Source organism: Vibrio sp. 10N.261.51.A3 (assembly GCF_041471965.1).
Classification (GTDB): Bacteria; Pseudomonadota; Gammaproteobacteria; order Enterobacterales; family Vibrionaceae; genus Vibrio; species Vibrio crassostreae_C.
The window spans coordinates 32,531-53,646 of record NZ_JBFRPK010000047.1 but is presented as its reverse complement, the minus strand read 5'-3'; the positions used below and the strand labels follow the sequence as shown (position 1 = coordinate 53,646).

Below are 21,116 nucleotides of genomic sequence, written 5' to 3'. Positions count from 1 at the left end.
CTTAAGATCCTGTCTATGAGAACGGTTTAGCTCTATTTCCACGACTTCCAAATAAGTACGCTCTTGTACATACGCATCACGAAGCTTGTTTTGTTCTGCTGAAGATTCAGTGACATTGTCGTCCAATTCTTCGTTTTCCAATTGTTGTTGATTCATTTCACATTTCGTATCAATGCAGTATCTACATGGGATACTAACTTGAACGGTAAGATAAAAACAATCACACATCAGCGAGAGTGACGAATAATTAAACAACCTTACTTTTGCTTTGATCTAAAGACTGTTACATCATCAATTGATGTGCTTTAATCAGAAGCAGACAACGTATTTGACGAATAGGAAAAGGAATCTATGAGCAGCGTATTTGAAATTGTTAACCAAGCACGACGTAAGAACAAACTTAAGCGTGAACTTTTAGACAACGAAAAGAAAGTTCGTGACAACCGTAAGCGTGTCGACCTTCTTGATAACCTACTTGATTACATCAAGCCAGAGATGACTCACGACGAGATCCTAGGCATTATCAAAAATATGAAAGCTGACTACGAAGACCGTGTTGATGACCACATCATCAAGAGCGCTGAGATTTCTAAAGCTCGCCGTGACATCAGCCGTCGCATTCGTGAACTGACAGAAGAAGACAAGCAAATCCAAGGTAAGAAGTAATCTAACCTCGCTAATTTACTTGTAACAATGTTAGTAACCCACTCTTAGTAGTGGGTTTTTTTTACCTAAACTCCAGCGTCTATACTTAAGCATCTAAACCTAACCGTCTAGGCTTAAGCGTACCTAAGCAAAATGAATGAAACTCAACAGCAGTATCAAACTAAATAACGAGTGTACACTAGCGATGGAGAGACTTTATGTACGGAAGTATTCTGATTACCTTGGCGTTATCAACGACACAACCTTACCCTGAAAAATTTGAGAAACTTTATACCGAACAAACCGAAATCACTTATGACGATCTCGTGGTGGATGTTCATGGCTACAAGGTACCGACTCGCTCGGCATTTCGTGGCTGGATGTTGCTTAATCACGCCGAAGACCAAGTAAGAGAGATCGGACAACAGCTCAAAGATGCGGGAATCACACAAAGCATGCCTTTACATCTGGTGTTGTTGCAAGGGACAGACTGGGCAATGAGTAACACCACCTTGTTTACCCTCCCCAACAAAAAACATGTACACAACATGATCAACACCTTGAAGTACATTCAAGAATACATCGAGCCTGAAATCGGTGTGGTTATTCCTGTTTCTGGTGAACGTTCAAAACTCTACAATCAACAAGCTGGCGGTGCCCTGCAAAGTAAACACTTAGAGTTCTGCGCCTTAGATCTTGTCCCAGCCAACGGTATTTCTCGAGCAGATTTGCACGTTAAACTCAAAAAAATTCACGCTGAATACGGGCAGAAGAATAACGTAGGGTTAGGCCTGTACGCCGGCGTTCGATTCCATATCGACACTTGCGGCTTCAGAAACTGGTAACTTAAAAAGACACCAAAAAGTCAAATAGACACATCAATTGATCATGTCCTTTTGACACCACCCATGTCTGGATTTTGATTAAACCATTGATATTTATTTAAAGTTAAATATGGAACGCTAATTGCTATTACTAAGTATCAAAAGAAAATAATAGCAATTAGGAATTCAATATGAAGACGATGACTCAACGCTTTCAAACTCTGCTTTCTGTTTCAAACTTCAGTCTAGCTATCACAACCTTGCTTATGCTTCTCAGTATTATAGTTGCTTATCCAATGGCCAATCACTTCTCACTGCCGATTCAAATTGTCGCCCACATCAGCACCATCTTAGTCGCAGCCTTGTTGAAAATCAGTTATGTAGGTCGCTGTCTTGCACAATACAACCTTGGCTTAGAAGTCCGCTAGACGATATCAAGACTACTGAAAAGATCGTACAACTGGTGAGATTTATAAGGTTTGGGCAAGTAGGCGTTCATGCCCGCTTCAAAACAATCTTTGATGTCTTCTTCCAGGACACTAGCGGTCAAAGCAATAATGGGTAGTGGCGCAGCTTGTTGAGTGGTTTCCCACTGTCGAATCGCACGAGTCGCCGTTATACCATCCATAACAGGCATCATGCAGTCCATTAAGATGGCATCAAACTGAGCACCTTGAGTGATGACGTCCACCGCTTCTTGGCCATTACTGGCAATCAAATATTCATAACCCGCTTGCTCAAGGAAGAAGCTCGCTATTTTTTGATTCATCAGATTGTCTTCAACGATCAAAATGCGTCGATTCAGAGAGCGAACTTCTTCATCTTTTGCTTCCACTTGAGGCGTTTGCTCTTCGCCCACATCGAGAGATTGTAAGCTGGTTAAGAAACGTCGGCCCAAGAATGGCAAGGTATGAGTCGAGTGGACCGTTTCTCTGATTAGGTTGGTTTTAAATAGGTGATGCTGACAAACGATGACGCGAGCAAGAGGATATATCACCTTCAACGTCGCAAGATCTTTTTCCATAGAGTGGTGCAAGGTATGACAATAAAGTATGAAGTCACTTTCTTTTACACTTTCACTAAGGGCAGCAATGGATGACACCACATTGGCTCGAACATTCAAACGCTCACACTCTTTAACGAGCTGATCGAGGTAATTGAAAGAGTTCGAGATGATGGTCGCTCGGCTCAGGTTATCGAAAGTTTGAACAGGCGCTTCTACAACATCGACATACAAACAAAAAGTGAATGTAGAGCCCTCTCCTTTCACTGAACGCGCGGTAATGTAACCACCCATCAAATCAACAAGCTGTCGACAAATCGCAAGCCCTAACCCCGTACCGCCAAATTGACGGGTAATGCTGCCATCTTCTTGAGTGAAAGGTTCAAATATGGACTCTAACTTCTCGGTCTCAATCCCAATCCCGGTATCAGACACGCTGCATTCAAGCTTGCCCCTGCCCATAGATATGGGTGTATAAGCAATGTCAGTTGTAATTGTGCCCTTAGACGTAAATTTGATGGCATTAGAAAGCAGATTGGTCAGCACCTGTCTCACGCGGTACTCATCGAAAAACAGTTGTGACGGCGTTTGATAATCGATATTGATGTCGATCTCAATATCCTTACTTATCGCTTTCGACTGAATCACACTCACAGAGTCATAAACCGCTTCTCGCAAATCAGCATTGTGTGGTGACAACATCAAGTTACCCGACTCGATTTTAGACAGGTCGAGTATGTCATTCAGCAGCACCAGTAAAGAGTGAGAGGACGATTCGATATCCCCCAGTACTTCTTGTTGATTTGGGCTCAGTTGGCTTTGAGATAAGATCTCAGCCATGCCAATGATCCCGTTAAGTGGCGTGCGTATTTCATGTGACATATTTGCTAAGAATGCGCTTTTGGCTTTGTTAGCCGAAATCGCGTCTTCTTTTGCTGTTATCAACTCTTTGTTGTGCAGATAGTTGCGTTCCATCACTCGATTTAGGGTTTCAGTGAACTCGGCAAGCTCATCGTTCCCTTGGATACGAATCACCTTTGGCTGGCCGTAGCTATCAGCGCATTCCGACACACCTTTCAAGATAATCGACAGGTTTCTGTTTAAGCGCAGAGATGTCGCAACCCCAAGCCACATCAAAACACCAGAAGCGATGAGTATAAGCAACGTCATGACCAAGGTTTGCCTTTTCTGCAACGCGATATTCTTGGTCAGTTCAAACTGTATTTGATTGGTGTAAGCGCCAATCGCGTCTGAAATAGCCCGTTTTTTAACCTCTAAGCTTTTCAAGTGTTGATATATTTCGGGTGATGAAAAGTCCCCTTTGAGGATTCGAGATATAAATTTGTCTTGAAAATCATCTTTGGCGACCGCGTTTAGCAGTTGCCTAATTTCAGGTGAACGAGTATCAGAGCGGAAAAATGTATCAAGCAACTGTTGCTGCCTCTCTAGCGCACCTACATAGCTCAATAAATATTGATTTCTTAGCTCGGGCGAGCGATACAAACTGAAGCTTAACCACGCTTCTCTCTGAGTCCAAAACACATAATGCGTAAGATTGATAAACATCGCGTCAGCTTGACTGATCTTTTCGTCCACGATGTTAATGCGATATTCAGATAGCTCCATTAACACGCCTTTTAGCAAGTCGAAAGCATGCTCTGCCAGTTGCGTGTTGTTGTCCGTAATCTGTGTTGCGTCGTTGTTCATACTGGAGGTTACGCGAGCGAGTTTCGCTAACACACTCTTAAGCTCAACCAACTGTGGTTCAACAGTCCAATTGCTGTCGAACTGTCGAAGCTGTTTCTCGTACTGAGCGAGTCTAGCTAAATCAGCTTGCAGCTTTAAAAGCAGCAGCTCTTTCTCTGGAGAGTCATTAGACAGAACCAACCATCGATAAGCATCGCTGGAAACGGTATTAAAAGATTGAAGCGCTTCAACCTTAATACGCGTTGTTTCAAGGTGATTCATCTTCTCATCGTTCTTAAGCACTTCATTCACTGTAAACCCGAACATAATGAGTACCGAAACCGTGGAAAGAAAAATAAGACGCCATCTAATTGACATATTTATCATTTTTATAACGACTCCCTTCCCGAAAGTAATTTACCTAGCCCAAATTAAGAATAGGACATTAACAGGGGGTTATTGATCAAATTGGATATGAACAAATGATACTCTGAGCCCAGAACGAAAAATTAGAATCAACAGGCATCCAAAACAGGGCTTTAAAGCGGAGGAGTCTGCTTTACTAAGTGAGATTGAGACAAGCCGATTTTAGACAAGTGAACGTTACGTGAGAGAGGTCTACTCGAGGAGGTTTCTACAAATGAGATGTAAGCAAGCGAGGTTTTAGTGAGCAAAATGTAAACAAAAGACGTTTTCTCCAGTTATTATCACCGGCATAACAAGTACACATCCACATTCTGCGGCTCAACTAGACTGTGAATAATGACTCTGCGTGCTAACAAAGTGGATAGTTAGGTTAAAATTGTGACATCCAATCGTTTGCGTGATGCACTTTTCACACTCAAGCTAGGCTTATTCAAAGGTCAAACATCAATACTCGTTAATTCCCTTATTTATCGTTTACTGTTTACGTGTAACTTGAGTTAGCGATCACACCTTTAATGTTCAATATGACCTGTATTACATATTATCCTTTGAATTGAGTATTTTTTGACGAAAAATAAGTGCTACAGATTATTAAAGTCAATAGTCTTTATCGACGTTCAAATCTTGATTTATGGCTAATATAAAGCCAATTTACAGACATTTTGTCTGCATTTATTTTTCCTAGCAGAATAACCCGTCGTACCTTACAATCCTGCCACATAAAAATTACAAGTTACACACAAGGTATATCAGCACATTTAAGTGGCAATAAAGACCACAGACTGATGCCTCAAATCCCCTATGCTGATTGGCTTCCCTACAACCGCCATGAATGCAGAAACTTAACGTGAAAGGTCCCGAGTAAAGATGAGTCCCGAAAAGCACCTCCTAGATTGGCAAACTAGTCAAACCATTGCTGAATCCATCGCTCCAACTTTAGGTCAGTTATACCGTCAAAAAGGCGTAGAAGTTATCCTCTTTGGTAAGACCTTAGTTAACGCGACAACTATCGACATCATCAAAGCTCACCGCATCGCAAAACGTTACACTGGTTCTCCTCTTACAGCAGAACAGACTCAACCTATTATTCAACACCTTCTCTCTATGGACTTATCTCCATGTCGTATTGATGTTGGTCGCCTTGCGCATTCATTCTGGCAAGATCGCGAACACACACATGGGTTGGATGATTTCCTACAAACTGCACTTATCGAATCGCTTGAAGGCGATGCAATGACAGAACCTCGTGACGTTGTATTGTACGGTTTTGGTCGTATTGGCCGACTGCTCACTCGTCTGTTGATCGAGAAAAGTGGCCCGGGGTACCCACTGCGTTTACGTGCAATCGTTGTACGCGGCGGCAAAGATGGCGACCTAGAAAAACGTGCAAGCCTGCTTCGTCGTGACTCTGTACACGGCCAATTCAACGGCAGCATTGTTGTAGACCAAGAACGCAAAGCGATCATCGTTAACGGTAACTTCATCCAAGTTATCTACGCAAACAAACCAGAAGAAGTGGATTACACGGCTTACGGTGTTGAAAATGCACTTGTGGTTGATAACACAGGCGTATGGCGTGACGTGGAAGGCCTGAGCCAACACGTTGCGTGTAACGGTGCGAAGAAAGTGCTACTGACTGCACCTGGTAAAGGCGACATCAAGAACGTGGTATTTGGTGTGAATGAAAATGTTATTCAGCCAGAAGACACCATCATCTCTGCAGCAAGCTGTACTACTAACGCAATCACGCCAGTATTGAAAGCGGTTCACGACAAGTTTGGCGTGCTGTCTGGTCACATCGAAACGGTGCACTCATTTACCAATGATCAAAACCTAATCGATAACTTCCACTCGGGTGATCGTCGTGGTCGTGCTGCATCATTGAACATGGTACTGACATCGACTGGCGCTGCTAAAGCAGTATCAAAAGCGATGCCGGAAATGGAAGGTAAGCTAACAGGTAATGCGATTCGCGTTCCTACGCCAAACGTTTCAATGGCAGTTGCGAACCTAAACCTTGAGAAAGGCACAAACAAAGAAGAGTTGAACGAGTACCTGCGTGAAATGGCGCTGTCTTCTGCTTTGTCTGCACAAATTGATTACACAGACTCGACTGAGATTGTATCTACCGACTTGGTTGGCTCTCGTCACCCAGGTGTGGTTGACGGTGTGGCGACTATCGCACAAGACAACCGTGCCGTGCTGTACATTTGGTACGATAACGAGTTTGGCTACAGCTGCCAAGTTGTTCACTGTATGGAACAGATGATGGGTGTACGCTACAAGACATACCCAGAAGTTTAATTAACTTCGCTCTTGTAGATACGTCCATCGCAACAAGCTCCACAACATAATAACTATATCTGCGAAGTCTGTATGGACTTCGCAACCCCTTTTGTTTTACTCCCCCGTATAAACAGGAAGGTTGCCACTTAGATCTGCTCTCTCTATCTGATCTAAGTGGCCTTTTTACATCTGGCAAGCTAACTTTTATCGCTATGATAAGAACTTTATCCTCGTCACTCTTGGAAAGCTTCACTTCACGTCTGTTACAGCTCAACCTCAACATCTGACTGAATCGCACTCGAACACGCGAGTACATAACCTTGCTCAATCTGTTCTGGCGTCAAAGTCTCTTGGCTGCTTGATTCCACCGAACCTTTGGTTACTTTACACTTACACGAACCACAAATCCCACTGCGACAAGCAATAATAATCGGAACACCAGCTTTCTCTAATGAATCAGCGAGTGGTGTGCCAGTTTCCGCTTCAACTTCAGCGCCGAACGCAGGCAAAAATACCTTAACAGCACTATTCGTATCGTCAGCAATTTCAGCGTTTGACGCTTCTGATTGAGCATCCTGAGTAGCAGGAGTAAAGCTTTCTTGGTAGAAGTTATCCATGTTGAACTCAAGTTCTTTCAGGTAGTTCTCTATGTCTTGCATAAAGCTAACCGGCCCACACAAGTATACGGTTCTGTCTAAAATATCTGGGCTGAGTGTTACCAACCAGCTCTTGTCTAGACGACCTTGGGGAGCAGTTGTTCCTTCACTGTCTTTCAGAAGCAACTTAAGGTTAAAGTTAGCGTGTGTCTCATCGAGTTGGTTGAGCTCTTCAAAGTAGATGGTCTCGCGTCGATTACGTGCCATGTGAACAAAATCGATTTCAATATCACTGCCTTGAGCCAACCAATACTTTGCCATCGCCATCACAGGAGTGATACCGCAACCCGCACTCACTAACGTTACTTTTTTTGTCGTCGTTGGCATGCAATCAATACAGTTAAACGCACCAGCAGGCTTCAATACAGAAACCTCATCACCTTCATCAAGTTCATCAACAATAAAGTTCGAAACCAAACCACCTTCCACACGCTTTACCGTCAGCTTCAGGCGGTTATCTTCAGGACAAGACGCTACAGAATAAGCACGGTAATCCGTTTTCGCCGGCATATCCAAACCCAGAGTAATAAATTGCCCCGGCTTAAAGTTGAAATGTAAGTCTTGTGGAACGCTGCCAAGCTCAAAGCTGACCGTATCTGGCGTCTCGTGCCATTTCTTTAAACACACTAAATTGATTGAATCGCTATCCGACCATGCATACATAGTTCGTGTACCTTGCTAATGACTAGATGATTAAATGACTAAAGATTTAAATCGAAAAAGCCCCGCCGTCGTCTGTTTTAGAAAAACGTCACAACAACGGGGCTTAGAGCTGGCTTAAATTAAGCCGCTAAGATTGTTTTAAGATCTTGCTCTGGCGTTGAGATAGAACGCATATCGAACTCGTCTTGCATAATCTTTAATAGGTTTTCTGTTAGGAAAGCTGGCGCTGTTGGGCCCGTGTAAATACCTTTCACACCAAGAGCGAACAGGGTAAGCAGGATAACGATCGCTTTTTGCTCGAACCAAGATAGAACCAGCGTTAACGGAAGTTCGTTGATACCACAATCAAACTCTTGAGACAGTGCGATAGCAAGCTGAATCGCAGAGTAAGCATCGTTACATTGGCCAACATCTAACAGACGTGGGATACCGTTAATGTCGCCGAATTGGTTTTTGTTGAAACGGAATTTACCACATGCAAGTGTCAGAATTACTGAATCTTCTGGCGCTTGAGCTGTGAAGTCTGTGTAGTAGCTACGTTCAGATTTGTCACCGTCACAACCACCGACTAGGAAGAAGTGTTTGATGTTGCCTTCTTTTACTTGCTCGATAACAGCCGGAGCCGCTTCCATCAGTGCGTTACGACCAAAACCGACAGTGATCATTTGCTCGATCTCGTCGTGTTTGAAGCCTTCTTGCGCAAGAGCACAATCGATTACTGCGCTGAAATCGTCGCCTTCAAGGTGATCAACACCCGGCCAGCCTACGATGCTACGTGTAAATAGACGGTCTGCGTAAGAACCTACATCAGGGTTAAGCAGGCAGTTAGATGTCATTACGATGGCACCAGGGAAGTTAGCGAATTCTTTTTGCTGGTTCTGCCAAGCGCTGCCGTAGTTACCCGCAAGGTGTGGGTACTTGTTCAGTTCAGGGTAACCGTGTGCAGGTAGCATCTCACCGTTGGTGTAAACGTTGATGCCCTTGCCTTCAGTTTGTTGAAGGATCTTTTCTAGATCATGCAAGTCGTGACCAGAAACAAGAATACAGTGGCCTTTCTTAGTTTTCACGTTCACGGTTGTTGGTTGAGGGTGACCAAATGTATCAGTCTCACCTTTATCCAGCATTTCCATGACTTTGTAGTTCATCAAGCCGATCTGCATAGACGTATCTAGCAGTTGTTTTAGGTCAGATGGGTCTGTACCTAAGAAAGCCATGATTTCATGGTATTCAGCAAAGATAGCATTGTCAGTTTGACCAAGAACACGCGCGTGCTCCATGTAGGCTGCCGCACCTTTTAGACCGTATAGGCAAAGAAGGCGAAGACCAATCACATCTTCATGTTGAGAGTCGTGACCACGGTTTACCGCAGCTTGAGGGGCAAGTGCCAATAGCTCTGAAGAATCTGTAGGAAGATCGAATTGCGCAGCAGCCGAAAGTGCTGGGATTTCAAAACCGATCAACGTAGCAGCCGCACGTACCTGTTGCTCTAAACGCTGCTTAAACTCGTGAGATTGTTGTGCAAACTCGATAATACGAGCAGGGTCGAAGTTAACGTTAGTCAGTGTTGCGAAGAACGCTTTTGGTGCCCATTCGTCAATTTCAGTATCAATAACATCGCAAGCGCGGCCTAAATTGGCCCAGAAAGAAACACCTTGAAGAGAATGCACCAACACGTCTTGAAGGTCGGATACTTCCGATGTTTTACCACACATACCTTGTGCGAAAGAACAGCCTTTTACGGTTGGGGTTTGAATTGTTTGTTCACATTGAATACAGAACATAAGGGCTCCAGTAATATTTTAGTTAACTGTAAGTACTTTGCTTACAGTGACTTATTCCAAACCCTATAGAGCATCAACCGTGCCAACTTTTAACCCATTGATTTTATTGATCTTGCCTTTATTCCCTTATTTTAGTGCGTGATTATGACTACATATAAACTCTCAATCCACACACACCTGTGTCATAGTGACTCTCTAGAATTATTTGGTGGTGTTCATGTTTCGTTCAGAATAGAAGCGATATAGTAACAACATAGAAAAAGAGGAATGAATATGAAAAATATATTAGTTACGATTGTTGCGTTGTTTACTGGCCTATTGGCGTTATTCACTAGCTTGATCCTTGCTATTCCTTTAGCTATTGCAGCTTTAATCACTGGCAAACGCATTCAGAATCAAATGAAGAAACAGGGTTTCGCAGCTCACATGAACACACGTCAATCATCAACCAGTGATGCCGGTGTTATTGAAGGTGAATACGAAGACCTTTCAAGCAAAAAGTAATCTAAACTTAAGTTTCAAACACAGTGAAAGCACAACAGAGACAACATTAAAAAATGCATAGAAATACCATTCTAACGCTGCTCGCCTTAACGACTTTAAGTCTCGTTGGTTGTTCCAACGAGACAACTATACCCGCTTACGAAACATCTCCAGACTTGCCTAGCTATCAGCAAGATAGCTTTGATGCCTACGTCAATGACACCCAAGATTGGCTGCTGAAAAACCGCGTGTTCATGACAAAAGACAAGCAGCTTGAGATTCAACTGAACTCCCCGACTGAATACAAACCTACCGAACCTAATGGCAAGGCAGTGTTATTGGTCCATGGACTAGGTGATTCACCCTATTCGTTTAAAGACATCGCTACCCATTTGGCCGAACAAGGTTATTTGGTAAGAACGGTTTTACTTCCTGGTCACGGCAGTCGTGTGGGTGACCTAATGCAACCGAGCTTAGAAGATTGGCAAGGTGTGGTCGCTCACCATACCAAGTTACTTAAGCAAGAGTATGATTCTGTTTGGCTAGGCGGCTATTCAACCGGCGCGAACCTCGTGACTTCACAGGCGATGAACGATCCAAAGATCTCTGGGTTACTGCTGTTCTCACCTGCGTTTCAACCGAGCTCGTCTGCCGTTCAATACGCGGGACTAGCAAGCTACTTTGTCACTTGGGCGGATCAAGATCCTGAAGACAATGTGTTGCGTTACAACTCGTTGCCAATGAATGGTGCATCGGTTTACTACGAGACATCAGAAGTCGTACGTGGTGACTTACAAGATAAACACTTCGATAAACCAGTTTTTATTATGATGAGTGAAGGCGACAGCGTGATTGACACCAACTACGTTCAGCAAGCCTTTACTGAATCTATGCCGAATCCAAACAATGTGTTGGTTTGGCAAGGAGAGACGACTCTCGAGGATCCTCGCGCTGTTCAGTACAGCATGAAGATCCCAGAGCAACGCATCTCGAACGGCTCTCACATGGGCTTACTGTTCTCACCAAACAACCCTTATTACGGAATCAATGGTAGCGAGAAGATTTGCTCCAATGGTCAGGCAGAAGGGTTTGAAGAACAATGCAATGCAACCAGTGAGGTTTGGTACTCAGCTTGGGGCTATCGTGAAGAAGGGAAGAACCATGCGCGTTTGACCTACAACCCCTACTTCTCAGACTCGATGGCGAAGCTAGATACCGTACTGAACTCTGAAGGCTAATAAGCTCAAGTCTTCCAAAAGCTAATCCAGAGAAATCAAAAAGGCTCACTAGATAACGTCTAGTGAGCCTTTTTTAATGAGTGTCGTTTCTGGTGAACGTCTAGGGTCTGTTGACCTTTAGAGCTGATTTTTGCAGCACTTTGTGGGGAATTTCTACAAGGCAGAGGCTTTGAAGTGTAGCTAGCCTACATGAGAAGCCGATAACGCAGTAGAAATGAACCACAAAGGCTGCCCGAAGGGTTCGGCTAGAATCGTTTTATGCTTTGTTAAGAAGTATTAACTTAGAATGACTAGGCTACATACTCCTTGCCGCGCCTAAAACGATTCTATCTCGAACAAAATTTAACCACTAAAAGTTAACAGACCCTAGTTACTTATTCTTATCGTTTACTGCTATATCGTCCACACCACGCGAACAGCAAGCAGGATCAGCACCACGCCAGATAGTCGATCAATCAACTGAGCTTTCGAGCGAATACGTTCAACAATCAACGGGCTAGACAGTACCAAGGTGATAAAGGTGTACCAAAGGCCGTCGACAATCAGCGGCGTTGAGACAATAATCACTTGATTGGTCAGTTCATTACCTAGCGCTACAAATTGGCTAAACAGAGCGATGAAGAACAATGCGATCTTTGGGCTCAAGATAGAGATCAAGAAAGCCTCACGAGCAGACTGCATGTAACTCATCTTTTCACCCGCTTCTAATTTCGCGGCAACACCACCTTTCGAACGTAACGCATTAACGCCAAGATAAAGCAGATAAGCAGCCCCCGCTAAGCTAATACCTTTAAATAACATTGGGGATTGCTCAAGCACAACGGCTAAACCAACAATGGTTGCGAACGCATAAATACCGATACCAGCAGCGTGTGACCAAGCTGCGATAAGCCCGTTCATACGGCCACCAGCCAAACTGTGTTTAGCGATCATCGCCAAGCTTGGGCCCGGAGACATTGCACCCAACAAGCAAATCGCTAATAAAGAAAACCAAATTGTTACTGTCATCATTCCATTCCTAATAAAATAAAGCGTTCCAGCTGAACGCTCTACGCTTAATACTCAATACTTGGCACTTACCATAATTCGCAGGAGGTATTATTTGAAATCAAAGATTATCATCACACCTATGATTTCAAGTCATACTGATATTGTAACTCGACTTTTGCATGGCTTGGAATGCTTTTTCTCGCGCCCATTTGTGGGCAGAGTCGTTGTCATATTTAGGATGCCACATTAACCAATAGGTATGCATTTCCGTATCAAATGGCAACGAAAAGTAGGTAGTATCGAGGTGTCGACCTAGGTTATAGGCGATATGTTCTGGCACGATCATCAGATAGTCGTCTTGCAATAACACAGTACCAGCAGATGAAAAGAACGGAACCTGTAAAGCCACTCTTCGCTTCAGCCCTCGCTTCTTCAATGCTATGTCCGCGTAACTGTCTTTATCTCCACCACCCGTCACTTTGATGTGAGAGTAGTGAACAATATCTTCTGCACTCAAAACCGCTTGTTGAGCCAGCGGGTGCGACTTTCGCATCAAACACACCGACTTATCTTCACCAAGTTTGATACTTGAGACATGTTCTGGCTTTATGGGAAACATACTGGAAGCCAAATGAATCCCAGACTCGTTCAGTGCTTCAAGGTAGTTTGGCTGCCACAATCGATAAGCCAAATTAATGTTCGGCGCTTCAGCAGACACCTCTGCCACAATCACAGGAAGAATATACTGAGCGACATAATCACTCGAAGACAACACCAATTCACCCTGCCAGTCTTGCGGCTCGAAGGGTTTATCATCTAACAGGTGGTCAAACTCGCCAAGCAGGTCGTCGAGTTTACCTTTGAGTAGCAATGCACGGTTGGTCGGCACCAGTTTGTTGCCGTCACGGACCAGCAAAGGGTCGCCACACAAATCACGTAACTGGCTGAGCTGACGGCTCACCGCGGATTGTGTGATATGCAAACGTTGGGCGGCACGGCTCACATGACACTCTTCAAGAAGTACATGCAGTGAACGCAGTAGGTTTAAGTTGATATTGCCTAACATGAATGCACCGTCGCATTCTGTTTGTTGAAAAACTCGGTCAAAACCGTATGAGTCATTAAGTGGCGAAGATCCGGGTAACTTTGCAGCTGATCGCGAACTCGGTTCAAGCTCTCCATGCTTTCCACTTCCACGTACAACATCATATCTGTCTCACCGCTAATAGAGTGGCACCATTGCACCTCATCAATACTCTGGATTTGTTTCGCGTAAGACTCACAACTATGGTCACTACTCGACATGTCGAACTTCAACAAGATATAAGCGCACACATTCTTCGTTTGGTTGGGTTCTGCCACTTGAGCGCAGTAGCCCGTAATCACTTTGTCGCTTTCCAGTTTCTTGATTCTGGCGTTCACCGCTGAGCGCGAGAGGCTGACATCTCGGGCGATATCGCTCACTGAGCATCGTGCATTGGTTTTGAGAATATCCAAAATCTGGCGATCAAATTTATCCATGCTTCTGATTCTTTTCATTTATTGTTCTATTTATAACGCCTAATTTGACACAACTTTCCTACTTATAACAGCCATTCTGACAGCCGACACTTTCACTCTGAATCGGATTAATACCGTTAAAATGACGGTGTCTTACGACGTTTCGCTAGCTGTATTATTGATGTCAACAATGTATGCTCTCAATCATAACTTCTCACACACCAGAAGAAAGTTACTGGAAGACCGTGACCAGAATCAAATAGCTAGGAGAGCGAATGACACAACTCAAACAAGAAATCACGCTTATTTCAGGAATCGGACAACTCTCGACGACCTTGCTAGGCACTGGATTATTTATGATCCCTGCGATCGCAGCAGGCATTGCAGGACAGTTGTCTCTTCTCGCTTGGTTAATCCTGTTTATCGCTATTTGCCCGATTGCACTGACCTTCGCATCATTAGGAAAACGCTACCCGAATGCAGGTGGTACTGCCTATTTTGTGCGCCAGGCGTTTAGCGAGCGATTAGAAACAAGCGTGGCGTGGTTGTTTGTGAGTGTTATTCCTGTCGGTATTCCAGCGGCCATTGCACTGGCTGGTGGTTTTGCTCAACAATTGTTACCCGCACCTCTCGATACACCACTTGGTGCTCAATCCTTTACCGTCGCCCTGCTTATTGCCGTCAATTTGATGGGCAGTAAATCTTCTGGCCGACTGCAAACCGTGATCGCATTGTCGATTTTTGCCTTAGTCAGCGCTTTTGTTTGGAAAGCCGACATCACGGCAACCGATGTTGCTCTTCCTGCCATCTCATCCAATTCAATGTGGTCTATCGGCGCTGCTTTAGCTGTCATGTTTTGGTGCTTTGTCGGAATAGAAGCTTTTGCTCACATGGGAGAGGAATTCAAAAATCCACAACGTGACTTCCCAATCGCCATCATTGCAGGCTGTTTTGTTGCGGGGCTAGTGTACTGGGCTTGTTCAGTAGTGATTCTTAAGCTGGGTGCTTTCGGTTCATCTGAATTCGATGCCGCATCCATCCCTTGGGTAACAGAACAACTGTTTGGTAATGGCTTCAAAACCGTCATCAGCGTGCTGGGGTTCTTTGCTTGTTTTGCTAGCCTAAACCTTTACACACAAAGCTTGTCTCGTATGATCTGGGCTCAAGCTCGCCAACACACTCCTACCAGTAAAATGGCGCAGCTCAACAGCCGTGGCGTACCACTTTATCCAACCTTAGCAATCGGCTTTATTGCGCTTATTTCATGTGTGATTGGTGAGTTGTCTAATCTCGATCTCGAATTCTTTCTTAAACTCGCCAACGGTATTTTCGTTCTGGTTTATCTGCTTGCAATGTTAGCGGCTTGCCGATTACTGACTGGCGCATCGAGATACACCGCCATGCTCTCACTGGTCATCTGTACCTTGGTGTTTATCTGTTTAAGCTGGTCGATGCTCTATGCCGTCACTATTTTTGTGACATTGTCACTCCCTTGGCGTAAGTGGCTAGGTAAAGGTAAAACCGTTTCTGTCGACAAGTTATAACTCGATTAATGATGAATCGACACACTGTAAGCAAGCCCTACCAATATTACTGATAAAAAAGCCGAGCGATCTGTTTGATCTTCGGCTTTATCTCAACCAAACGGATATTTCCAAACCCCAACACCGCCCCACTCCAATCACGAGCATCACTTGACCCATATTCATAAAAGTCAAAAGGACGAATGATGATATTTTCAAGCTCTGCTCTACGGCTCCACTCATGTTCAGATATGCCTTGATACCACTTTACGGTCACGTGTAGCCCTGCCGCTTGACTGATCACTTCAAGATCGCCATGGAACTCACTTTTAATCGCTTCTATCATCGCTTCATGCTTGAGTTTGTATGAACGACGCATCTTTCTAATATGACGCAATAAATCGCCTTCGCGAACAAAATCCGCCAAAGCTTCTTGTGTATGAGACGCCGTGTCTCCCGTGAGCGCGTCTTTAATCTCAAGACACTTCGCCACCAGACTTTCTGGCACTACTAAATAACCTAATCGGAGGCCATTGAACATCACCTTACTCAGAGAGCCGACATAGATGATGCGATCATCGAACCCTAACTTACCCGCCAAACCTTGCATGCTGGTATAAGGGCGATGAGCAAACTGGAACTCACTGTCGTAGTCATCTTCAATGATCCATGACTGATGTTTGTTAGCCCAATCGATCAACTTGAGGCGTTGCTCAGTATTGAGGGTCGTGCCCATTGGGTATTGATTACTCGGCGTGACATAGAGAGCTTTAGCATTACTGGACAACACTTTTTCAATATCTAACCCAACCTTTTCACCCACACTCACACCGTCTAGCTCTAGCCTCAATAGATCGATAATTTTATGCACTTGTCGATAGCCGGGCTCTTCCACAAGGATTTTGTCGCCCATCTCTAACGTTGCCATCAAACCAATTGAGATGGCTTGCTGCGCACCAGCGGTGATGATGATTCTATCGGCACTGCAATGAACGGAACGACTGCTTGCCAGATACCCGCTCAGCGCTTCCCTCAAGACCAAGCTTCCCTGAACCTCTTGATTGCCTGCAATGTTCTGACGTGTAGAGTGGCGTTGCAGCAACCTCTGCCATTTCGCATAAGGGAATGCATCTAAGTCAGGCACTCCGGGGGCAAAACTGCGGTTAATGTCGTTAGGTGTCACTATGTTTGCACTCGGCTTACTTATTACGTGCCTAACCTGTGCATCCTGAACACTGTTTGGCTGAGACAAACTTAGGAAGTGCTCGGGCTGTTCAACCGACACATAAAACCCTGAACCTTGCTTGCTCTCGATATAACCTTCGGTAACCAGTTGTTCGTACGCGTAGATCACCGTATTTCGACTCACCGATAACTCGACGGCCAACTTACGTGTTGAAGGTAACTTACTGCCCTTACTCCATAAATCGTGAACGATCTTCTCTCTGATCGCGTGAAACAAGGCGGTTTGGCGCGTGTCGTGTTGTTCGTCTAACTGTAGATCACCGACATCAATAGGCTGCATAACTGGATCCAAATAGCGTTTAAAAGTGGCTCTATTTAAGAGACCAGTTAATCGCTACATTAATCAAAAGGCAATGATTAAGGAGCGATTATGTTATCTAACACGAAAAGAACCACGATTAAAAAAGGGGCTCACAAAGCCGTATTTGAACAAGAGAAACTGCACCAAATTATTGATGAGAGCTTAATCGCACACATTGCATTGCAGGGCGAACAAGGGCCAATGGTTATCCCGATGCTCGCGTGGCGAGTCGATGACATGGTCTACATTCATGGGGCCAAAAACAGTCGCTTATTGAGAGGTCTGAAAAAGGGAGATCCAACCTGCTTGACGTTCACTTTGTTCGATGGTTGGGTGTTGGCCCGTTCGGCATTTCATCACAGTGCGCATTATCGTTCTGCTGTGGTATTGGGGTCATTTTCAGTCATCGATGACAACCAAGAAAAGGATCGCTTGTTAAATATCTTTATTGAGCAAATCGCGCCGGGCAGAACCGATGAAGTAAGGCTCAGTAATGAGAAAGAGCTCACCGCAACCGAGCTATTGGCGATACCTTTAACGGAAGCCTCCGTGAAGATTGGTAAACATGGCGTGAATGATGATAAGACTGATATGGATATCCCAGTATGGGCTGGCGTATTACCTTATCGAACGGTCGTAGGGCCATTAGAAACGGTTCCAGAGCAAGAAGGCATCATTGAAACACCAGATTACCAACAAGCCTATGGTGAGCGCTGGTATCAGAATTGATACACAAAGATGGTGAACTTGATAAAATTGTATACAATCTGACTTACAAAAATTTAACATGACTCAATAATGTAATCAGACGATGAGAACGAATAAGGATATTCAACCATTTCAAGGCTTGCTCAATGGCATTGGGCAAGTCTATTTCACACCGTCTGTTATGACGTCGCTTCTGCTATTACTTGCCATTTCTATTGAGTCACTTGCACTGGCTTTTCTTACCTTATTCGGTGCGAGTTGCAGCTACGGATTTGCCTTACTGACCAATAAACCGTCTCATGATATTGAGAATGGCATGTATGCGCTAAATGGTGCACTGATTGCTTTGTTCATCGGGAATTTTTTTGAAGTCAATGGGTGGCTGATTATAGTAGTAGCCCTCGGCTCGCTGATAACCGTACCCATCGCCAAGATCGTGTTTAGCTTTAAGAAGTATCGCGGTTACACTAGCGCCTTTATCCTCACCTCTTGGCTGATTTATGCTATCCAATCAACCTTGGATCTATCGGCATTTTCTGCACCTGATTCCGCACTGACACCACTAATCAGTATTGAGGCTAACTCGTGGTTTAAACTGCCGCCAGTGATTATCCCGTTGTTAAAGGGAATAAGCCAAGTCAGCTTCATCGAAAATGCATTGTCGGGGCTCGTTATCTTAGTCGCCATCGCACTCAACAATATCAAGCATGCCATTTGGGTTATGCTCGCAGTAATAATTAGCACCGTATTTAGCGGGTTGATTGGCGCTTCTAACGAACTGGTAGCCCAAGGTCTTTACGGGTACAACGCCATTCTTGCCACTTTAGCACTTGTGCCCTATCCGCGAATCCGTTGGCCGTTAATCCTATTAGGCATGCTGTTAAGCTGTCTCATCACACTTGGTTTTCATGAACTGTCACTGTTACCACTCACCGCCCCTTTCATTTTGAGTACTTGGGGGATGGTTTACTTGTCCAGCCTGATCCATAAACGAACCATAAGTTAGCTCTGAATAGTTACAGGCCAGTTTTTAGGCGCTCAAGATATTGCTTGGGTGTCAAACCTCGATGTTTCTTAAACATCCGATTAAAGCTCGCGACATTGGTATAGCCGAGCCTCGTCGCGACTTTATCTATTGGCACTGAATACATCAACAACTCCACCGCCACATTACTTAACGCATAGCCCATAATGGTAGAAAAGTTGATGCCTAAGTTATGCAATCGACGTTGAAATTGCTGTTCAGATAACCCAAGCAAACTCGACACTTTATGCAGTGTTGGCAGGCCGAAATGGCGACTGTAATTGATCATCTCATAGGTCACCTTATGCTCATCCGCGGCATCAGGCATGTTGAGGTAATTATCTAAGTCATGAAAGTTCATTGCCAAGCTCATCTTGCCGCTAGAAGGGGCTTGATTGCTCGATAACCTCGACTGGCTTGGTATCCAGATTTCAGTTCGTGGCTGGCCCCACTGAATATTGCACCCAAAATACTCTTGATAGAGTTGAGTGTTCTCGCGATAACCTGCGATAGAGACGGCTGCGGGAGTAAAGTCGTCTCCCAAGTAACGCCTTAATATCTTCATCATAAAGATGGCAACTCGAATTGAGTCATGAACTTTACCCACCTCAGTATAAGCAGGATTGTCGTAGCACCATTTGATGAAATTACCGACTTGAGCGCCATATAGAAAAGCCCCGGACTGCAAACAGTGCAACCCGATGTTAACTCGGCGTATAGACGACGCCAGATCGTGCCCCGAGAAAAACCAGTTAGAGAGAGGACCTAGCCTTTCAATATCCACTCTATCAGCCAGCTTCAAGATAATATCGGGAGGCTCAGTGGTTCAATCTCCACATATTCAGCTGCGTCCAGATTCAACTAATGTGTCGGGAAAAACGTCCAAAGTCCACATCCACCCGAACCAGGATGTGACTGAAGGACAACTAATTTACGAAATTGATGACACCAAATATGTCATCGCAAGAGACAAAGCCAGCGTTCAACTTGAATCTGCAGAGGTCGCTTTAGACACAGCTCGTCAAGAAGTGAGCATTGCAAAAGTCAGCTATCAATCGGCGCTTGAAGACATCAAAGCTTCAGTCGCACAAATAGATTCGGCTAAAACAGACTTAGTACTGCAGTCAAAGACGCTTGATCGTTACCAGAAGCAAAACAAAGTGGTAGAACATACGATCACTGAAACTGACATCGACCAACAAACAGCAAAGGTAGACTTAGCGACGTATAACGTTACGACATTGGAATCTCAGCTTAGCAAGAAAGAAGTCGATGCCGAGAATGCGAAGTTGAACATCCACAAAGCTGAAACCAATGTGAGCAAGAAGCAAACTGAGGTCGATTCAGCAAAGGCAACACTGGCACAAGCACAATGGGACTTGAACAGCACCAAAGTCACGGCACCGACTGACGGCTTTGTAACGAACTTTATTCTTCGTGAAGGTCAGCGTGTTTCAATGATGCCTCGTATACAGATGTATACCGAAGAGAAGTACGTGCTGATGCGAGTTAACCACCAAGCGATTCGTAATATTAAGGTCGGTCAACCTGCGGAATTTGCGACAGCGGTATACCCAGGAAAAGTGTTCTCTGCAACCGTAGAAGGCATTGTAGAAGCCACTGGTGAAGCGCAAGCAAGTTTGCTGGGTATCGATGAGCAGGTTCGTGTTACCACAGGCAAAAACCTTCAGAACAAGCACCACTTTGTTCGTTTAAAAATTGATGAGGCAGAGGGTTACGATATTCCTGTTGGCTCTGTCGGATTAGCGTGGGTAAGCGGTGAGAAGCCTATCAGCTTTATGGCGTTCCTAGACGTAATACGCGGGATCATCATTAGAATGAAGTCTCAACTGTACTTCTTCTACTCCATCTAATACTTCCTATTGGTGAAACAATACCCAAGCCCGTGCGCTCTTAGATCGCACGGGCTTTTTGTTTATTTCACCATTCGTCGCCAGAAAGAACACAAACCCAAAAAACGAATAAACACTCTAAAGTTGCAAATCGCAATTGCATTTTGCAATTGGGTATTTCAAAAACGCAAATTAAACGCTCAAATACGCACCAGATTGCTATAAAACTGCCGTTTTACGTGGTTTTAAAAGTTGGCACACTAACTGCAATGTATATATTG

General features: G+C 44.4%; 17 protein-coding genes and 1 pseudogene. 10 read left to right on the top strand and 8 right to left on the bottom strand.

Going from position 1 to position 21,116, the window contains the following annotated elements:
• Positions 1–351 precede the first annotated feature (351 nt).
• The 3 genes from AB4371_RS12355 to AB4371_RS12345 all read left to right on the top strand — a co-directional run bounded on the left by AB4371_RS12355 (position 352) and on the right by AB4371_RS12345 (position 1,897).
• Entirely contained in the window at positions 352–666 is a 315-nt protein-coding gene (locus AB4371_RS12355; protein ID WP_004742367.1) for a DUF496 family protein, read from the top strand.
• 197 nt (positions 667–863) lie between these two features.
• Positions 864–1,490: a D-Ala-D-Ala carboxypeptidase family metallohydrolase gene (locus AB4371_RS12350; RefSeq protein WP_372149860.1), complete on the top strand. Its 627-nt coding sequence runs from the start codon at positions 864–866 to the stop codon at positions 1,488–1,490.
• Positions 1,491–1,660: 170 nt separating this feature from the next.
• On the top strand, positions 1,661–1,897 hold the full coding sequence (locus tag AB4371_RS12345; protein ID WP_048659065.1) for a hypothetical protein: 237 nt from the start codon (positions 1,661–1,663) through the stop codon (positions 1,895–1,897).
• Here AB4371_RS12345 and AB4371_RS12340 read toward each other — a convergent pair.
• Positions 1,894–4,485: an ATP-binding protein gene (locus tag AB4371_RS12340; protein ID WP_372149856.1), complete on the bottom strand. Its 2,592-nt coding sequence runs from the start codon at positions 4,483–4,485 to the stop codon at positions 1,894–1,896. The genes AB4371_RS12345 and AB4371_RS12340 overlap by 4 nt on opposite strands.
• 966 nt (positions 4,486–5,451) lie before the next feature.
• On the opposite strand from AB4371_RS12340, the gene AB4371_RS12335 reads away from it, so the two are divergent.
• The gene (locus tag AB4371_RS12335; RefSeq protein ID WP_372132503.1) at positions 5,452–6,888 is read left to right on the top strand and encodes a glyceraldehyde-3-phosphate dehydrogenase; all 1,437 of its coding nucleotides are present in this window, start codon (positions 5,452–5,454) and stop codon (positions 6,886–6,888) included.
• Between the two features lie 245 nt (positions 6,889–7,133).
• Here the strand turns inward: AB4371_RS12335 and AB4371_RS12330 are convergent, their stop codons facing one another.
• A complete protein-coding gene (locus tag AB4371_RS12330; protein WP_372149853.1) occupies positions 7,134–8,189 on the bottom strand; it encodes a 2Fe-2S iron-sulfur cluster-binding protein in 1,056 nt (351 codons plus the stop codon).
• Between the two features lie 119 nt (positions 8,190–8,308).
• Positions 8,309–9,970, bottom strand: a complete 1,662-nt coding sequence (gene hcp, locus AB4371_RS12325; protein ID WP_004730037.1) for a hydroxylamine reductase — start codon at positions 9,968–9,970, stop codon at positions 8,309–8,311.
• A gap of 273 nt (positions 9,971–10,243) precedes the next feature.
• Between hcp and AB4371_RS12320 the strand changes: the two genes are divergently transcribed.
• Positions 10,244–10,474 carry a hypothetical protein gene (locus AB4371_RS12320; RefSeq protein WP_004730036.1) on the top strand — a complete coding sequence of 77 codons (231 nt, stop codon included), beginning with the start codon at positions 10,244–10,246 and terminating at the stop codon, positions 10,472–10,474.
• A gap of 53 nt (positions 10,475–10,527) precedes the next feature.
• A complete protein-coding gene (locus AB4371_RS12315) occupies positions 10,528–11,691 on the top strand; it encodes an alpha/beta hydrolase (RefSeq protein WP_372149851.1) in 1,164 nt (387 codons plus the stop codon).
• A gap of 393 nt (positions 11,692–12,084) precedes the next feature.
• Here AB4371_RS12315 and AB4371_RS12310 read toward each other — a convergent pair whose 3' ends face one another.
• The 3 genes from AB4371_RS12310 to AB4371_RS12300 all read right to left on the bottom strand — a co-directional run bounded on the left by AB4371_RS12310 (position 12,085) and on the right by AB4371_RS12300 (position 14,202).
• Positions 12,085–12,699: a LysE family translocator gene (locus tag AB4371_RS12310; protein WP_017061779.1), complete on the bottom strand. Its 615-nt coding sequence runs from the start codon at positions 12,697–12,699 to the stop codon at positions 12,085–12,087.
• Between the two features lie 127 nt (positions 12,700–12,826).
• Positions 12,827–13,747, bottom strand: a complete 921-nt coding sequence (locus AB4371_RS12305; RefSeq protein ID WP_372149848.1) for a LysR family transcriptional regulator — start codon at positions 13,745–13,747, stop codon at positions 12,827–12,829.
• Positions 13,741–14,202 (bottom strand): Lrp/AsnC family transcriptional regulator, encoded by a 462-nt coding sequence (locus AB4371_RS12300; RefSeq protein WP_017061781.1) that lies wholly within the window; start codon positions 14,200–14,202, stop codon positions 13,741–13,743. Before AB4371_RS12300 ends, AB4371_RS12305 begins: the two co-directional genes overlap by 7 nt.
• Positions 14,203–14,456: 254 nt before the next feature.
• Between AB4371_RS12300 and yjeH the strand changes: the two genes are divergently transcribed.
• The gene (gene yjeH, locus AB4371_RS12295) at positions 14,457–15,725 is read left to right on the top strand and encodes an L-methionine/branched-chain amino acid transporter (RefSeq protein ID WP_136978699.1); all 1,269 of its coding nucleotides are present in this window, start codon (positions 14,457–14,459) and stop codon (positions 15,723–15,725) included.
• 46 nt (positions 15,726–15,771) lie between these two features.
• Here yjeH and AB4371_RS12290 read toward each other — a convergent pair whose 3' ends face one another.
• Positions 15,772–17,229, bottom strand: a complete 1,458-nt coding sequence (locus AB4371_RS12290) for a PLP-dependent aminotransferase family protein (protein WP_136978701.1) — start codon at positions 17,227–17,229, stop codon at positions 15,772–15,774.
• Positions 17,230–17,319: 90 nt separating this feature from the next.
• On the opposite strand from AB4371_RS12290, the gene AB4371_RS12285 reads away from it, so the two are divergent.
• A complete protein-coding gene (locus tag AB4371_RS12285; protein WP_004730023.1) occupies positions 17,320–17,979 on the top strand; it encodes a pyridoxamine 5'-phosphate oxidase family protein in 660 nt (219 codons plus the stop codon).
• 82 nt (positions 17,980–18,061) lie between these two features.
• The gene (locus AB4371_RS12280; protein ID WP_136978705.1) at positions 18,062–18,964 is read left to right on the top strand and encodes an urea transporter; all 903 of its coding nucleotides are present in this window, start codon (positions 18,062–18,064) and stop codon (positions 18,962–18,964) included.
• A gap of 10 nt (positions 18,965–18,974) precedes the next feature.
• On the opposite strand, the pseudogene AB4371_RS12275 reads toward AB4371_RS12280, so the two are convergent.
• A pseudogene (locus AB4371_RS12275) lies at positions 18,975–19,805 on the bottom strand (helix-turn-helix domain-containing protein); the annotation flags it as partial.
• On the opposite strand from AB4371_RS12275, the gene AB4371_RS12270 reads away from it, so the two are divergent.
• Entirely contained in the window at positions 19,804–20,856 is a 1,053-nt protein-coding gene (locus tag AB4371_RS12270) for an HlyD family secretion protein (RefSeq protein ID WP_017064862.1), read from the top strand. The pseudogene AB4371_RS12275 and the gene AB4371_RS12270 overlap by 2 nt on opposite strands.
• The last annotated feature ends 260 nt before the right edge of the window (positions 20,857–21,116 follow it).

Coding starts and splice junctions, on each gene's coding strand:
- AB4371_RS12335 (WP_372132503.1), top strand. CDS start 5,452: ATGAGTCCCGAAAAGCACCTCCTAGATTGGCAAACTAGTCAAACCATT.
- AB4371_RS12305 (WP_372149848.1), bottom strand. CDS start 13,747: ATGTTAGGCAATATCAACTTAAACCTACTGCGTTCACTGCATGTACTT.
- AB4371_RS12285 (WP_004730023.1), top strand. CDS start 17,320: ATGTTATCTAACACGAAAAGAACCACGATTAAAAAAGGGGCTCACAAA.
- AB4371_RS12340 (WP_372149856.1), bottom strand. CDS start 4,485: ATGTTCGGGTTTACAGTGAATGAAGTGCTTAAGAACGATGAGAAGATG.
- AB4371_RS12355 (WP_004742367.1), top strand. CDS start 352: ATGAGCAGCGTATTTGAAATTGTTAACCAAGCACGACGTAAGAACAAA.
- AB4371_RS12320 (WP_004730036.1), top strand. CDS start 10,244: ATGAAAAATATATTAGTTACGATTGTTGCGTTGTTTACTGGCCTATTG.
- yjeH (WP_136978699.1), top strand. CDS start 14,457: ATGACACAACTCAAACAAGAAATCACGCTTATTTCAGGAATCGGACAA.
- AB4371_RS12330 (WP_372149853.1), bottom strand. CDS start 8,189: ATGTATGCATGGTCGGATAGCGATTCAATCAATTTAGTGTGTTTAAAG.
- hcp (WP_004730037.1), bottom strand. CDS start 9,970: ATGTTCTGTATTCAATGTGAACAAACAATTCAAACCCCAACCGTAAAA.
- AB4371_RS12300 (WP_017061781.1), bottom strand. CDS start 14,202: ATGGATAAATTTGATCGCCAGATTTTGGATATTCTCAAAACCAATGCA.
- AB4371_RS12280 (WP_136978705.1), top strand. CDS start 18,062: ATGAGAACGAATAAGGATATTCAACCATTTCAAGGCTTGCTCAATGGC.
- AB4371_RS12310 (WP_017061779.1), bottom strand. CDS start 12,699: ATGACAGTAACAATTTGGTTTTCTTTATTAGCGATTTGCTTGTTGGGT.
- AB4371_RS12345 (WP_048659065.1), top strand. CDS start 1,661: ATGAAGACGATGACTCAACGCTTTCAAACTCTGCTTTCTGTTTCAAAC.
- AB4371_RS12315 (WP_372149851.1), top strand. CDS start 10,528: ATGCATAGAAATACCATTCTAACGCTGCTCGCCTTAACGACTTTAAGT.
- AB4371_RS12290 (WP_136978701.1), bottom strand. CDS start 17,229: ATGCAGCCTATTGATGTCGGTGATCTACAGTTAGACGAACAACACGAC.
- AB4371_RS12350 (WP_372149860.1), top strand. CDS start 864: ATGTACGGAAGTATTCTGATTACCTTGGCGTTATCAACGACACAACCT.